This is a genomic window from Sphingorhabdus sp., assembly GCF_044338195.1.
Taxonomy (GTDB): domain Bacteria; phylum Pseudomonadota; class Alphaproteobacteria; order Sphingomonadales; family Sphingomonadaceae; genus Sphingorhabdus_B.
Genome location: NZ_JBIIMC010000021.1, coordinates 1 through 14,306, shown reverse-complemented (window position 1 = coordinate 14,306; position 14,306 = coordinate 1). Strand labels below are relative to the sequence as shown.

The 14,306-nt window shown below is 55.6% G+C and carries 13 protein-coding genes; 5 read left to right on the top strand and 8 right to left on the bottom strand.

Annotation, left to right across the window (positions count from 1 at the left end; genetic code table 11):
- Positions 1 to 28: 28 nt before the first annotated feature.
- The 3 genes from ACIQZK_RS07370 to lnt all read right to left on the bottom strand — a co-directional run bounded on the left by ACIQZK_RS07370 (position 29) and on the right by lnt (position 3,720).
- Positions 29 to 733 (bottom strand): tRNA (guanine(46)-N(7))-methyltransferase TrmB, encoded by a 705-nt coding sequence (locus tag ACIQZK_RS07370; RefSeq protein ID WP_397575560.1) that lies wholly within the window; start codon positions 731 to 733, stop codon positions 29 to 31.
- Between the two features lie 43 nt (positions 734 to 776).
- Positions 777 to 1,982, bottom strand: a complete 1,206-nt coding sequence (gene metK, locus ACIQZK_RS07365) for a methionine adenosyltransferase (RefSeq protein ID WP_397575559.1) — start codon at positions 1,980 to 1,982, stop codon at positions 777 to 779.
- Positions 1,983 to 2,043: 61 nt separating this feature from the next.
- Entirely contained in the window at positions 2,044 to 3,720 is a 1,677-nt protein-coding gene (lnt, locus tag ACIQZK_RS07360) for an apolipoprotein N-acyltransferase (RefSeq protein ID WP_397575558.1), read from the bottom strand.
- A gap of 90 nt (positions 3,721 to 3,810) precedes the next feature.
- Here lnt and ACIQZK_RS07355 point away from each other — a divergent pair, with 90 nt between their 5' ends.
- The gene (locus ACIQZK_RS07355; protein ID WP_397575557.1) at positions 3,811 to 4,185 is read left to right on the top strand and encodes a hypothetical protein; all 375 of its coding nucleotides are present in this window, start codon (positions 3,811 to 3,813) and stop codon (positions 4,183 to 4,185) included.
- Positions 4,182 to 4,601 (top strand): VOC family protein, encoded by a 420-nt coding sequence (locus tag ACIQZK_RS07350; RefSeq protein WP_397575556.1) that lies wholly within the window; start codon positions 4,182 to 4,184, stop codon positions 4,599 to 4,601. The genes ACIQZK_RS07355 and ACIQZK_RS07350 overlap by 4 nt, the downstream gene beginning before the upstream one ends.
- A 6-nt stretch (positions 4,602 to 4,607) precedes the next feature.
- Here the strand turns inward: ACIQZK_RS07350 and ACIQZK_RS07345 are convergent, their stop codons facing one another.
- Both ACIQZK_RS07345 and ACIQZK_RS07340 read right to left on the bottom strand, forming a co-directional pair.
- Complete coding sequence (locus tag ACIQZK_RS07345) at positions 4,608 to 4,922, bottom strand: hypothetical protein (RefSeq protein WP_397575555.1); 315 nt, start codon at positions 4,920 to 4,922, stop codon at positions 4,608 to 4,610.
- A gap of 41 nt (positions 4,923 to 4,963) precedes the next feature.
- Complete coding sequence (locus tag ACIQZK_RS07340; RefSeq protein ID WP_397575554.1) at positions 4,964 to 5,602, bottom strand: YqaA family protein; 639 nt, start codon at positions 5,600 to 5,602, stop codon at positions 4,964 to 4,966.
- Positions 5,603 to 5,738: 136 nt separating this feature from the next.
- Between ACIQZK_RS07340 and ACIQZK_RS07335 the strand changes: the two genes are divergently transcribed.
- Positions 5,739 to 6,890, top strand: coding sequence for a JmjC domain-containing protein (locus ACIQZK_RS07335; RefSeq protein WP_397575553.1), 1,152 nt, complete (start codon positions 5,739 to 5,741; stop codon positions 6,888 to 6,890).
- Between the two features lie 187 nt (positions 6,891 to 7,077).
- On the opposite strand, the gene ACIQZK_RS07330 is transcribed toward ACIQZK_RS07335, so the two are convergent.
- Entirely contained in the window at positions 7,078 to 7,623 is a 546-nt protein-coding gene (locus ACIQZK_RS07330) for a pseudouridine synthase (protein ID WP_397575552.1), read from the bottom strand.
- A 396-nt stretch (positions 7,624 to 8,019) separates the two neighbouring features.
- Between ACIQZK_RS07330 and ACIQZK_RS07325 the strand changes: the two genes are divergently transcribed.
- On the top strand, positions 8,020 to 9,138 hold the full coding sequence (locus ACIQZK_RS07325; RefSeq protein WP_397575551.1) for an OmpA family protein: 1,119 nt from the start codon (positions 8,020 to 8,022) through the stop codon (positions 9,136 to 9,138).
- 92 nt (positions 9,139 to 9,230) lie between these two features.
- Here the strand turns inward: ACIQZK_RS07325 and ACIQZK_RS07320 are convergent, their stop codons facing one another.
- Complete coding sequence (locus ACIQZK_RS07320) at positions 9,231 to 11,987, bottom strand: [protein-PII] uridylyltransferase (RefSeq protein ID WP_397575550.1); 2,757 nt, start codon at positions 11,985 to 11,987, stop codon at positions 9,231 to 9,233.
- A 37-nt stretch (positions 11,988 to 12,024) separates the two neighbouring features.
- Positions 12,025 to 13,722: a class I adenylate-forming enzyme family protein gene (locus ACIQZK_RS07315; protein ID WP_397575549.1), complete on the bottom strand. Its 1,698-nt coding sequence runs from the start codon at positions 13,720 to 13,722 to the stop codon at positions 12,025 to 12,027.
- A 75-nt stretch (positions 13,723 to 13,797) separates the two neighbouring features.
- On the opposite strand from ACIQZK_RS07315, the gene lgt reads away from it, so the two are divergent.
- The coding region (gene lgt / locus ACIQZK_RS07310; RefSeq protein ID WP_397575548.1) for a prolipoprotein diacylglyceryl transferase at positions 13,798 to 14,306 on the top strand (509 nt) is incomplete at its 3' end.

Sequence of the window (14,306 nt, the reverse complement as noted above, 5' to 3'; positions counted from 1 at the left end):
TTTCGTCGAATGCTTTACCGCTGGCTGCTTAATCGGGTTTGCGCTGATAGCGGAAATACCAGACTTCGTGCACTAAACGGCGGGCCTTGGCTTCATAACGCGTTTCGGGCCAACCGCCGGGCCGGCTTTGGAAGTCTGCTGCGGCTTCGCACAGCCAGTTATATTGGTGCCGGTGGCGCTGCATGACCATCAGGGCGTGGCGCAAATATACCGGGTGGTCCGTGCCGAACCGGAATTCCCCGCCGGGTTTCAATTTTGCGTGGATGAGATCAAGCGGACCATCGTTCATCATCCGGCGCTTCACATGCCGCGCTTTGGGCCAAGGGTCGGGATGCAGCAGATAGACGAAGGCGAGCGACTTGTCGGGCACGCGGCGCAAAATTTCCAGCGCATCGCCCATATGCAAACGCACATTGCGCAGCGCGCCTTCACGCACATGCGACAGCGCTTGCGCGACCCCGTTCATGAATGGTTCGCAGCCTATAAATCCATGGTCGGGTAAAAGGTCGGCGCGGTAAGCCAAATGCTCACCGCCGCCAAAGCCGATTTCAAAGTGCATGGCGCGATCATCGCCAAACAATTGCATGCTGCTAAGCGCGCCCGTTTTCGGCACCGAAATTTGCGGCAGAAGATTGTCGACCAGATCAGCCTGTTCGACGCGCAGCTTCTTGCCCTTTGAACGGCCGTAAAGGCGGTTCAGTGTCGTAGGGTCTCCGGGCTTGTTCGCAGTCATAGCGGTGGCGGCTAAACTTTCAGCCGCCACGCTGCAAGTGTAATCAGGCGAGAGCTGCCTTCAAATCATTGACAAGGTCGGTGCGTTCCCACGGGAAGAAATCACCTTCGGGCTTGCGTCCGAAATGTCCATAAGCCGCAGTCTTGCGATATATTGGCTTGTTGAGGCCAAGATGCGTACGAATGCCGCGCGGGGTAAGTCCGCCCAGCTTTTCGATATTCATGATTGCAGCTTCAATCAGGTCATCACCAACTGTGCCGGTTTCATGCGTATCGACATATAGCGAAAGTGGCTCTGAAACGCCAATCGCATAGGCCAGCTGGATGGTACAGCGGGTCGCAAGGCCAGCGGCCACGATATTCTTCGCCAGATAGCGCGTGATGTACGCCGCCGAGCGGTCAACCTTTGTCGGATCCTTGCCGCTGAATGCGCCGCCGCCATGGGGCGCTGCGCCGCCATAGGTGTCGACGATGATCTTGCGGCCGGTCAGGCCAGCGTCACCGTCTGGGCCGCCGATTTCGAAGCTGCCGGTCGGGTTGATGTGATAGACCGTGTCGCGCAGCAATACTGGCGGAATAATTTCGGCCACAACCTTGCGTACATAAGCGTGCAGTTCAGCTTTCTTGTCACCCGTGTCATAACCCGCAGCATGCTGCGTCGATACGACAACGGCGGTTGCGGCGACGGGCAAGCTGCCTTCATAGCGCAGGGTAACCTGGCTCTTTGCGTCTGGTTCAAGAAACGGGGCTGCGCCGGAATGGCGGTCAGCGGCCATGCGCTCCAAAATCTTGTGGCTGTAATAGAGCGTTGCCGGCATCAGGTCGGGTGTTTCGTCGGTCGCATAGCCAAACATGATGCCCTGATCGCCAGCGCCTTCATCCTTGTTGCCCGATGCATCAACGCCTTGCGCGATATGCGCGGATTGGCCGTGCAGATTGTTTTCAAAGCGGAATGTTTCCCAATGGAAACCATCCTGCTCGTAACCGATTTCTTTTACGGTGCGGCGAACGGTGGCTTCGATTTCTTCCTGCGCGCCGGGTGCCCATGCGCCATCTTCATAGACGCCTTTGCATCGGATTTCACCGGCAAGCACGACCAATTGAGTCGTGGTCAGGGTTTCGCACGCGATGCGGGCTTCGGGGTCTTTGGAAAGAAATAGGTCGACGATTGCGTCAGAGATTTGGTCCGCAACCTTGTCTGGGTGCCCTTCGGACACGGATTCAGAAGTGAAAAGGTAATTTGTGCGCATGGTTGTTCCAGTCTGTTGGCTGTGTCTGCGTATAAAGAATTCTTTATGTCGTTTCTCGCCCTTAGCGAGAAGGTGCGCGGCGGGCAAGCGGTAACAGCGCACAAGCGATGAGTAGCGCTGCAAAGCCGAGCGGCAATATATTTCCAAAACGTGCGAACAATGTTGGCGCCTTGGCCTGCGGCACAACTGCGTCGATGCGGCCAGATGTTCCAAGCGGCAGGCTTTTGATGATCCGGCCGTTCGCGTCGATGACGGCGCTGACACCGGTTGGTGTGGCGCGCACGACGGGTAAGCCCTCCTCTATCGCGCGAAGACGTGCCTGCGCCAAATGTTGCGGCGGGCCGATGGTGCCGAACCACGCATCGTTCGACGGATTGAAGATAAAGTCGGGCCGGTTCTTGCGGTCGGTCACTTGGCCGGAGAATATCATTTCATAGCAAATCTGGATGCCGATTTTGACCGGCTTGCCGTTCAGATTGACTGTCATCGTCTGTGGTCCGGGACCGGGCCAGAAATCGAGGTCGCCGGGCACCAATCGCGCCAAGCCCAAAGGCCGCAGCAACCAAGGCATCGGCAGATATTCGCCATAAGGCACAAGATGCGCCTTGTCATAATGGCCCAAGATATTGCTGTTCGCGTCCATCGCCGAAACGCTGTTGCGTGCGGCGACCAGTTGGCCTTTTTCAATCACCAGCCGGTTTGCGCCTGTGACCAAAATATCGCCGTCACCCATCAGCGTCGTCAGCCGCGCCCGCGCGCCGAACGCGCTTTCGCCCGGCTGGCCCTGATAATAACGATAGGGATAGCCCTCTTCCAAATAATCCGGAATGGCGGCCTCTGGCCACAAGATAAGGCGCGCGCCTTGATCGGGAAGCGGGCGGCTGTTCATCGCCAGCTTGGCAAAGTTGATCGCGTCATAGCCCGGCGCATATTTGTCGGCTTGGCTGATATTGGGTTGCGCGATGGTGAGTGCGACGGGTGTCCTATCTGGTGCGCTTTGATGGTATGAGCCTCGCCCAGTGATAGCGACTGCTGCGAGCGCCAATAATATTAAACCGCCAAGAATATAGCCGGTCCGCCCGCGATCGTCGCGTTCAACGCCAGATGCTGAAGTCCACAAAGTTACGAACTTTAGGATCATCCCAACAGCAAGAAGCATGACCCCCGAAAGGCCATAGGTTCCAAGCGCGGTCGCAGGTTGCGAAAGATATGGAACGGACAAGGTAACTACACTGAGCGGGTTCCATACATAGCCGGTGAACACCCAGCTGCGCAGCCATTCGGTGATGATCCACAAGCCAGCAAAAGCGAGGATGAGGTGGAGGGTGGCTGTGGGCCTTATCTTTCCATCATCTCCGCCGGAATCACCAAGGGCTTTCGTCGTCCGGTGATTGATCCAATAGGCCCCTGCCGCGGCCATTGCGGGATACACTGCCAAATATAGCGCCAGCCCGAATACCGCGATGTAACCGAGCCAGATCGGCATCGCCGCCTGAAAGGTGAAGGCGACCGCAATCCATTGATTGCCAAAGGTGAAATGCCCGACCCCGAAAAGCCAGCCGAGCATGAAAGCGCGCTTGGTGCTGGGCGCTTGGCTTATCAGTTGGATGAGCAAGGCGAAACAGATGAGCGTCAGTGGCCACAGCCCCCATGGTTCAAAACCATAAGCGGACGCTGCACCCGCCACGAGCGCCGTCCAACGGGGAAACTTTCCGAGCAAAGTCGAGAATTTCTGCATGGCGCGCTTTTGCCCACCATATATGACAATTGCAATCGCACAAAAATCGTCGTTGCTTGCGGTTCAGGCTTTCGGTGCTAATTCATCGCCATGATTATTTTTGTGTATGCGCTTGCGCTTTCGGCGCCATCTGCCCTGACTGAAACCCATCAATCGGATATCGCCTGTGTTGCGACACTCGCGACCTTGGCGGAGCGACAGCGGCTTGGCACCGCGCCGTCCGATGTACCCGATGTTGGGCAGTCTGGAAAACGCTGGGCCGGCATCGTCGGCAGCCGCATCACTGAACAAAGCGGTCAACCCCGTGAGTTGGTTGCGGTTGCCATGGCCGAAGCGGCGAAAGCCGAATTTCAGCGGCCAAGCGATTCGGCGACAATCCACAAATGCGCGATGCAAATGTCGCAGGAACTCGCTACGGCAGATATTTCCGATCAACCCCTTCCAAAACCGGTGACATCAAAATGAGCTTACGTCCCTTCCACTTGGCCTTTCCCGTTCGTGACTTATCCGAAGCGCGGCGCTTTTACGGAGAAATCATGGGGTGCCCCGAAGGGCGCGCATCCGATCACTGGGTCGACTTCGACTTTTTCGGACATCAGATCGTCGCGCATCTCGATGCCAATGCGCGATCCGTTTCCACGCATAATCCGGTGGACGGACATGACGTTCCTGTTCCCCATTTTGGTGTGGTCCTGACAATGGAACAATGGGAATTGCTGGCCGCGCGCGTCACCGCCGCTGGCATCCGCTTTGGCATTGAACCCCATGTCCGTTTTAAAGGCGAAATTGGCGAGCAGGCGACGATGTTCTTCTGCGACCCAAGCGGCAATGCGTTGGAATTCAAGGCATTTGCCGACGACGCAAATTTGTTCGCGCGTTAACGCACCTTATTCGTCATTTTCCGGCGACGTTGATTCACGTGCCTCGCTGTTTTCATTTTCAAAGGTCATTGACGGTTCGCCAGTGATCGCCGGAATGTCTTCGATTTCTGGGGCGGCAACGGGCATTTCGTCGCTTGGGTTGGTCACATTTTCGGCAGGGTTCGGCTTTGGTGCTTCCGGAGCGCTATCTTCGGTCGCCTCAACCGGTGCGGCAGTCGTGCTTTGGTCCGCATCCAGATAAGAGCGAATGGCCATGGCGGCCATGACAAGGATGGTGACGACCGCGATGAACGTGACGATTTTGCGTGAGCTGCTGTCCATGTTTGCTTCCCAATATTTTAAATAACCCGTGTGTGGCGGCGCTAGCGTGATTGGATGGTTTTGACGGTCGAGCACATATCACTTTTGCGCGCGCCATTGCCAGCCAGCATCGTGAACGCAAAAAATCCGCCGACGACCGCCACCAGAAACGCGGCGGTGACCCACGCCAGATATTTGTCGATGAAGGCCTTGATCGGGCGTCCGAATTTCCAGAACAAAAATCCGACCAGCATGAATTGGAATGCCCGGCTCAACACGCTGGCCCAGATGAAGGTGAACAGGTCCATTTTGATGAACCCTGCGGTCAAGGTTAGCAGCTTGAACGGAATGGGGGTCGCGCCCTTGATCAAAATAATCTCCGCGCCAAATTCGCGTAGATAGCAGGCGGCCGTAGGAAAGCTGTCCCATAGCCCAAGCGCCTTTAGGAGCGCCGTGCCGATGGTTTCATAGGCAAAATAGCCAATGGCATAGCCAAAAAGCCCGCCCATGACCGAGGCTAAGGTACAAATCGCCCCATAGCGCAACGCCTTGTTCGGGCGCGCGAGACACATCAGCCCAAGCAGCGGGTGCGGCGGTATGGGGAAGAATGAGCTTTCGATGAAGGAAAAGAGGAACAACCAGCGTTCGGCATGGGCGTGCCCAGCCTTTTCCATCATCCAATCATATAGGCGTTTCAACATCGTCTGCGGGGTTAAGCCGCGAACGCCAGCAAGTGCAAGCTTTTAACCTGCGGGCATATTCCGTGCGATGTCCGCATTGGCCACCGATGCAGCAACAACACTTGCTTTCTGTCGCGCGAATGCACAGCGGGTGGGAATGGAATTGGAAAACTTCGATACAGACAGCTTCTTGCGCGATTATTGGCAGAAAAAGCCGCTGCTTATCCGCAATCCGTGGCACAATTGGCAAAACCCGCTTGAGCCCGATGAGCTTGCCGGTCTCGCCTGCGAAGAAGAAGTGGAGTCGCGCCTGATTTGCCAGACCGCCAAGGGCTGGGAAATGGAGCAGGGACCACAGCATGAGGATCGCTTGGGCGGCCTTGGTGAATCGCATTGGACTTTGTTGGTGCAGGCGGTTGATCATCATGTTCCGATGGTCGCTGACCTCATCGCGCCGTTCCGCTTCATTCCCAACTGGCGGATTGACGATGTCATGGTCAGCCTTGCCGCCGACCAAGGCGGGGTTGGCCCGCATTTCGACCAATATGATGTTTTCCTGATCCAGGGCCTCGGTCGCCGCCGCTGGCAGATTGGGCGGCATTGCGACGGCGATAGCCCGCTGGTGCCGCATGAAGATCTAAAGCTACTGGCAGAATTTGAAGCGACCGAAGAATGGGTGCTTGAACCCGGCGACATCCTCTATGTCCCGCCGGGCATTGCGCATAATGGCGTTGCGGTGGGTGCGGACTGCATGACCTATTCGGTCGGTTTCCGTGCGCCGTCGCGCGCCGACCTTCTGGGGCATTTTGTCGATGATATGCTTGAGCAGATTCCCGAGGATGATTTGTACCGCGATCCGGATTTGGCAGCTCAGGCCAACCCGGGCGAGATTATGCCCGACGCCTTGGAGCGCTTGCACCGGATGACGCTGGATTCGCTCGCCGACCCGCGTGCCTTTGCGCGGTGGTTCGGCATGTTCAACAGCACGCCCAAATATGCCGAAATGGACTGGCAACCCGAAACGCCGGTGGAAGCGGACGAGGTGCGACAATCTATCGCCGATCAGGCGCCGCTCTCGCGCAATCCGGCGAGCCGTTTGGCATTTGTGGGCGATGGCGCGGATGCGGTGATGTTCTTTGCCGACGGCGCATGTTTTGACTGCGGCGCAGAGACAGCGGATCTGGCGCGGCAGCTGTGCGGGGAAGATGCCATGGTCCTCGACACCGCACTTGCGTCCATGGACGCCGCAATCGACCTGCTGACGCAGCTGTGCAACATGGGGTGCATCGCGTTCGAAGGCGAAGATTGATTTGCGCACGCGGCTGAGCATTTGCCGGAGGAAGGCGGGCTATGCGGCGAAGGCCGAAGCCATTGCCGCAATGACGGCGGCGACAATCACGCTGCGCCATTACCGCTGCCACCGATGTGGCCAATTTCATCTGACAAGCCGGACCAAGGGCAAGCGCGTACCGCGACCGGCGGATTAAGCCGCTGCGTCAGACCTCGCGCCAGCTGCCGGGGGCAAGATCATCCAGCGTCCAATCGCCAACGCCGTGGCGCACCAGCCGCAATGTCGGGTGACCGACCGCGGCGGTCATGCGGCGCACTTGCCGGTTGCGACCTTCGCGGATGACAAGTACTATCCAGCTGTCGGGCACCGTCTGGCGGACGCGGATGGGCGGATCGCGCGGCCAAAGCTGCGGGTCGGCAATGCGCTCTGCCTCGGCAGGTAAGGTCATCCCGTCCTTCAACTGCACACCGCGCCGCAATTGGACGAGCGCATCGTCGGAAACATCGCCCTCAACCTGAACGCGGTAGATTTTGGGCAGCTTGTACCGCGGATCGGAAATGCGCGCCTGCAACCGCCCGTCGTCGGTCAGGATCATCAGCCCTTCGCTGTCCATATCGAGCCGGCCAGCGGGGTAGACCCCCGGCACGTCGATAAAATCCGACAAGGTCGGACGCGGCGAACCGGCGGTGCCCGTGTCGGTAAATTGCGGCAAGACGCCATAAGGCTTGTTAAACAGAATGACGCGCGACATCCCCATCCCATAGCGAAGCCGCCAGAAAAGGGGAAATCATCTTATTAGTGCGCAGATTTATAACCAAATAGGTAAATATATATTGACATCGTAACGTTATTTGGTTAGTGTTGGTCGTAGCGGTCCAATTATCACAAACCCCTCTGGTGGGGCAGTGGTCGATACCGAAGCGCGGGGGACACTCGGTGCGATGTTACAATATTTCAGGCTGATAGGTGTATTGACGCCTTGAGCGGCCGCATCGCAAAAAAACACGGCCAGTATTCGGATAAAATGTGAATAATGGCGACATTTTAGCAACAGTATGCGGACATAGCGACTTGCTTCGATGGAACAGAACCGATAGAATTACATTCTATAATTTCCGTTCCTGAAGATAGAAAAAGGGGAAAGTTGATGCGTAAGTTAGCCATAGGTTTGGTGCTCGCTTCTACTGCTCTGGCATCACCGGCTTTGGGCCGCGACGACCAGTGGTATGTTGGAGTCGATGGCGGTGCCATGATAGTAGAAGACTTGGCTTTGGATATCGGCACATTGAACAATGCTGCATCGGTTAACACAAAAAATGGTTATGATTTCGGCAGCGTAGTCGGCTATGATTTCGGCCGTTTCCGTCTTGAATCAGAAGTTTCCTATCGCCAGGCTAATGTAACTGCATTCAGCAGCCAGACACCACAGATCACGAGTGGCGCAACAACTGCACTCGCACCTAGCGGTTCGTATAAGCTTGATGGCGATGCAAGCGCATTGAGCTTCATGGTCAATGGTCTTGTGGATTTCGGCGACGATGATGGCCTTCAGGGCTTTGTCGGCGGCGGCGTTGGCGTTGCACGTGTTGATGTGTCGGCTACTGTCGCTGCTCCAGCGTTCCTCGATGATTCAGACACTGGTTTGGCATGGCAGGCTCTTGCGGGCGTCCGTACGCCACTCAGCGATAGCTGGGACGTCGGTCTGAAGTACCGTTTCTTCAACGCAAACAAGGTTGGTCTTGTTGACCGTCTTGGCCGTGCTGTTGACACGCGCTTCCGTTCGCACAGCGTCATGGCTAGCCTGGTTTACAACTTCGGCGGTGCACCTGCACCAGTTGAAGTTGCGGCACCGCCACCACCGCCACCATATGTGGCGCCACCAGCACCACCACCACCGCCGCCACCAGCGCCAGTGTGCAACACCGGTCCTTATATCGTATTCTTCGATTGGGATCAGTCGAACTTGCGTCCTGACGCAGCATCGGTTCTGGACAATGCTGTTGCGCAGTATTCGAACTGTGGCACTGCGAAGGTTATGCTTGCTGGTCACGCCGATAAGTCGGGTAGCGCAAAGTACAATGTTGGCCTCTCCGAGCGTCGTAATACCACCGTGCGTTCGTATCTTGAGTCGAAGGGCGTTGCCGGCGGTGCAATTGCAACCCAAGCGTTCGGTGAAACTGCACCATTGGTTCAGACTGCAGATGGTGAGCGTGAACCGCAAAACCGTCGCGTTGAAGTTACCTACGGTCCAAATTCGGGAATGTAATTCCGAACGGACTAATATGTTAAAAGAAAGGCCGGTCGAAAGACTGGCCTTTTTTTATGTCGTCAATTGATGCAGCCGAAAGGTCTGCGTTCTTACGCGGCTTTGGTTTTTACCCGGGCACGGACAGTGGCCGCCTCAAGCAGCCTTGTTTCCAGTGATTTCAACTTGGTCTTGCTTTCGATTTTTGCACCGAAAAGATCTGTCGCATAAAATGTATCTACTGCGCGTTCGCCATAGGTTGCGATGTGCGCACTGTGCAATGTTACCTTTGACTCGAACAGAGCCAATGCCAAATTGTTCAGCAATGCCGGCCGGTCCAGCGCATTTACTTCGACAACGGTGAAGCGGTTAGAAGCCTGATTATCGATCAACACTGAAGGCGCAATTTTAAATGCGTCGGCACGCCGGAGAGCCTTTGGCTTTGCGTCAAGTTGCGTCATCAACTTGGCACGGTTGGTCAATGCCTCTTCGATATTGCGCGCCAAACGGTCCAATTGGCCCTGCTCGCGAAATGGACGGCCGAGCGGATCTTGGATCAGGAAATTGTCGATCGCCATCCCGTCGCTGCTTGTGTGGATCCGTGCGTCGATGATGTTTCCGCCTGCCAAGTGAATCGCACCTGCAATTCGATAAAATAAGCCGGGATGGTCGGCCGCGAAAACAGTGACGAGCGTGGCGCCCCGGTCGGGGTAATAGCAGGCATCAATGGCAAGCTCAGTACCTTCATTTTTCAAGAGATGCCGTGCATTGCGCTCAATGATGTCGTCGGGCTCGGCTATCCAATAGGCGTCGGGTAACGACTTTGCGAATTGCGCAAATTTGTCCGGTGACAACCGCAGGGCTGACCCGAGCTTCGATTTTTTCGACGCGATGCGTTCGTCACGGCCGCGCTGCTTGTGGCCAAGCCGCAGCACTTCTTCGGTGGCTTCGAAAAGATCGGACAATAATTGGCGCTTCCAACTGTTCCAGACGCCTGGACCAACGGCGCGAATGTCCACCACCGTCAAGACGAGCAGCAATTTCAACCGTTCAGGCGACTGAACGGCCTGCGCAAAATCCAATATTGTTTTGAAGTCGGCAAGGTCACGTTTGAACGATGTTGCGGACATCAACAAATGGTGGCGAACCAACCACGCGACGGTCTCCGTTTCTGCGGCTGATAAACCAAGTCGCGGGCATAAGGCGTCAGCGACCTCTGCGCCCAAGACGCTGTGGTCTCCGCCGCGTCCCTTCGCAATATCGTGCAGCAAGGTTGCGACATACAATACCCTTCTGCTGACGATATTCCGCATGATGGCCGCCGAAAGAGGGTGATCCTGCTTGAGCTTTCCGCTTTCGATATCCGCCAATAGTCCAATGGCGCGGATCGAGTGTTCGTCGACGGTGTAATGATGATACATGTCGAACTGCATTTGCGCGACCACGCGGCGGAAATCGGGAATGAAACGTCCAAAAATCGTGGATTCGTTCATCCAACGCAATACGGTTTCCGGATCGCGGCGCGAGGTCAGAATATCTAAAAAGAGCGCGTTGGCCCGCGGGTCCTTTCGGACCGCTTTATCTACAAGCCGGGCGTCGCGCTGCGCGGTCCGCATGGCAGAAGGGTGAATTTCCAGTCCATGCAAATCCGCGAGGTGGAAAATTTCCAATAGCCGAACGGGGTCTTCAACGAAAAATTGATCATCAGGTAATGCCAAGCGACCACGGTCAAGCTGGAAGCCATTGAGCTTGCGTGGTTTGCGGTTGAAACTTGGAATGAACCGACGGCCTTTTTGGGCCATGGCTTCATCCAAATGCGCCAAGAATAAGCCCGTAACGTCGCCCACGGTTTTGGCATTTAAGAAATAATAATGCATGAACCGCTCAACCGCCGAACGGCCGGGGCGATCAGCGAATTGCATCTGTTCGGCCACTTCGCGCTGCAAATCAAATGTCAGCCGTTCCTCTGCGCGGCCAGTAATATTGTGCATATGGCAACGAACGGACCACAGGAAATTCTCAGCTTTCCTGAACCGGTTATACTCCTCGACAGACAATAGCCCAACATGGACGAGATCAGATGCCGTCGAGACCTTGTGGATATATTTCCCAATCCAATACAAGGTATGCAAATCGCGCAGGCCGCCTTTGCCGTCCTTGATATTGGGTTCCACAACGTAGCGGCTGTCGCCCATGCGCTTGTGCCGTTCATCGCGTTCGGCCATTTTCAAACGCACAAAATCGGGCGCCGTATTTGCCACCACTTCGTTCCAAAAGCGTAATGCAGCCTCTTCGTACACGGCACGATCGCCCCAAACGAACCTGCTTTCCAATAGCGCGGTACGGATCGTCAGATCTTCTTGCGCCATTTTCACGGTCTCATCCAAAGACCGGCTGGATTGGCCAACTTTCAGGCCGAGATCCCAAAGAAGGTACAAAATCGCTTCGACGACTTGCTCGGTCCATGAGCTTCTTTTGTACGGGGTGACAAACCCGATATCGACGTCGCTATGTGGCGCCATCTCGCCGCGACCATATCCGCCCACCGCAAGGATCGCGAGCCGTTCCGATGCCGACCGGTTCGCCGCAGGATATGCGTGGACCGTTACATAGTCGTAGATAAGCCGGACAATCTGATCGACCAGAAAGGCTTGTTCCGCGGACGCACGGTAACCCTGTGACGGGTTTTCACCCAGTCGTCGTTTGATTTCGGCGCGCCCGTCCGCCAACGCGCCTTGCAAAAGCTCGAGGATCTGCGGACGGCAGCGCTGGGGACCATCTTCTGCAACTATAGACTCAACTTTATCGGCAAGCGCAGTCCTGTCGATAATGTCGCGTTGCTTTATAATCCGGTCAGGTGCTGAAATCATCCAGACACTCTAGGCGCGTTCACGCCTTATGTCAGCATCAAGCAGAAACCTTTGCATTATATTCCCGGCGCAAAGCAACGCGGTCGATTTTCTGGGTACCCAGACGCGGCAATGGTTCCGCCACTTGCCAGAAATGCACCGGGATTTTGAATGGTGCCAGCCGCGGTGCAAGGAATGCTTTGAGTTCATCCTCGGTCAGCTTGATACCATCTTTGGTGTGATAGACGATGCCTGGAACTTCCCCATATTTGTCATCGGCAATGCCAAACACGGATAGTTCGGCAATCGATTCATGTTCATATGCAGCGGCTTCTACTTCTGGGCAGCTGATGTTTTCACCGCCGCGAATGATGATGTCCTTTTTGCGGTCTACGATGAACAGATAACCGTCTTCGTCGAGATAACCGATGTCACCGGTCCGGAAAAATCCATCAGCGGTAAACGCGTCGCGCGTCGATTGTTCGTTGTTCCAGTAGCCGTTGAAATTCGCAATGGTGCGAATGCCGACTTCGCCGCGTTCACCTTGCGGAAGAACATTTCCATCATCATCAAGCATTTGCACTTCGACCAATGGCTTCGTGGCTGGCCCAGTGCTGGTTGGCTTTTCCAGATAGTTATCGGTGAAATTGCCGCAGCCCACGCCGTTTGTTTCGGTAAGGCCATAACCCAGCAGCGGATAGCCCCAGCTCATTTCCTTACGGATTTTTTTGACATGTTCTACGGGGCGCGGCGCGCCGCCAGCCGCGAAGGCCGTGCAGCTGGTGAGGTCATATTTGTGACGGTTGGGGTGCGTGGCGAGTTCGATGCTCATCAACGGAACGCCGACGAAATAGCTGATGCGCTCCTTTTCGATGATGCGCATGGCTTCTTCCGCATCCCATTTCGGCATCAGTACCAATTTGCGTCCAATCGCGAAGCTTTGCAGAACCAGCGGGACGGAGGCGGTAACGTGAAAGAGTGGCACGTTGACGAGGGCCGATGGCTGCGCTGGCATGGCCTGCCCGGTGGACGAAAGAAGCTCGAAAAAGACGAGTGTTTGGCCGACGTAACTCATCGCGCCCTGAACAACCGCCCGGTGGTCGGATACTGCTCCCTTGGACTGACCCGTCGAACCTGATGTGTAAAGAATCGTCGCATTGTCTGTGGGTTCAAGTGTGGGCAGCGGTGTTTCTGCGCCGCCACCTTTTGATGTCAAGACAGACAGGCCTTCCATCGGCGCGCCGTCGTGACCGAATATCAATAGCTCACAACCGCCAATGTCGTGCCCGGCCAAGCGCGCCGCGCGTTGTTCATCCGCAAGGACATAGCGACAGCCGACCATTCGGATACCTTCAGCCAATTCGCCACCTTGCCACCAGCCGTTGAGCAAAGTTGCAACGCCGCCGGCCATAATGATGGCCATGTAGGCGATGATCCAATTAGCCGAATTGCGCGCGGCAATTCCAACTCTATCGCCTTTTTGAAGCTTGTGCCCGTCGACTAATCCGCCGGCCAGAACGCGCGCTGCGGCATAGGTCTCGCGAAAACTTAGCCTTATGTCGCCATCTACCAGAAATTCCTTGTCCGCATGCGTGGCGCAAAAGAATGCAAAATAGTCGGCCATATTGCCGGGTGCTTTCGCCAGCATGGGTAATTGCACACCAAATTTTTCAACATAGGTCACCGTTAAAGGACCATCGTTGGTCATGAGACGATTTATGGTAGCGTCGATCGCGAGGTCCAATGGGGACGGCATTTGATTCTCTCCTAAACTCTTTGTGCACCTTCTATTTCGCTCTATAGGAATGTCAAAAGGTCCTGAGGAAATATTGTGTCATTTGAGATTATTTCAACCGTCGCTGGCTATATTCAATTTACCGAGCTTGGTGTTGGCCCCGTTGCGCTTGATTTGGGCTTCTTTCAGGTGCGTTGGTATTCCTTGGCCTATCTTGTAGGTATTTTGCTTGGCTACGGCTTTTTGCTCAAACTGCTGGCGCGGCCGGGCGCACCGATGTCGCGTGAGCATGCAGACGATATCATTTTATATGCGACGCTCGGTATCATCTTGGGTGGACGAATGGGGTATATCTTATTCTACCAGCCATCTATTTTGCAGAACCCGGCAGATGTCTTCAAATTATGGGAAGGCGGCATGTCGTTCCATGGCGGCGCGATTGGAATCATTTTTGCTCTCTGGCTTTTGGCACGCAAGCATAAGATCTCGTTCCTGCGGGTGTGTGATTATCTCGCATGTTGCGTCCCGTTTGGCCTCTTCTTCGGCCGGTTGGCAAATTTCGTGAATGATGAGCTTTGGGGCCGCGTGACGGACGTGCCTTGGGC

What these genes read in the sequence shown, in the direction of transcription:
- lnt (WP_397575558.1), bottom strand. Translation starts at nt 3,720, where the DNA reads ATGCAGAAATTCTCGACTTTGCTCGGAAAGTTTCCCCGTTGGACGGCG.
- ACIQZK_RS07335 (WP_397575553.1), top strand. Translation starts at nt 5,739, where the DNA reads ATGGAATTGGAAAACTTCGATACAGACAGCTTCTTGCGCGATTATTGG.
- ACIQZK_RS07330 (WP_397575552.1), bottom strand. Translation starts at nt 7,623, where the DNA reads ATGTCGCGCGTCATTCTGTTTAACAAGCCTTATGGCGTCTTGCCGCAA.
- ACIQZK_RS07350 (WP_397575556.1), top strand. Translation starts at nt 4,182, where the DNA reads ATGAGCTTACGTCCCTTCCACTTGGCCTTTCCCGTTCGTGACTTATCC.
- ACIQZK_RS07315 (WP_397575549.1), bottom strand. Translation starts at nt 13,722, where the DNA reads ATGCCGTCCCCATTGGACCTCGCGATCGACGCTACCATAAATCGTCTC.
- metK (WP_397575559.1), bottom strand. Translation starts at nt 1,982, where the DNA reads ATGCGCACAAATTACCTTTTCACTTCTGAATCCGTGTCCGAAGGGCAC.
- ACIQZK_RS07345 (WP_397575555.1), bottom strand. Translation starts at nt 4,922, where the DNA reads ATGGACAGCAGCTCACGCAAAATCGTCACGTTCATCGCGGTCGTCACC.
- ACIQZK_RS07320 (WP_397575550.1), bottom strand. Translation starts at nt 11,987, where the DNA reads ATGATTTCAGCACCTGACCGGATTATAAAGCAACGCGACATTATCGAC.
- ACIQZK_RS07355 (WP_397575557.1), top strand. Translation starts at nt 3,811, where the DNA reads ATGATTATTTTTGTGTATGCGCTTGCGCTTTCGGCGCCATCTGCCCTG.
- ACIQZK_RS07340 (WP_397575554.1), bottom strand. Translation starts at nt 5,602, where the DNA reads ATGTTGAAACGCCTATATGATTGGATGATGGAAAAGGCTGGGCACGCC.
- ACIQZK_RS07370 (WP_397575560.1), bottom strand. Translation starts at nt 733, where the DNA reads ATGACTGCGAACAAGCCCGGAGACCCTACGACACTGAACCGCCTTTAC.
- ACIQZK_RS07325 (WP_397575551.1), top strand. Translation starts at nt 8,020, where the DNA reads ATGCGTAAGTTAGCCATAGGTTTGGTGCTCGCTTCTACTGCTCTGGCA.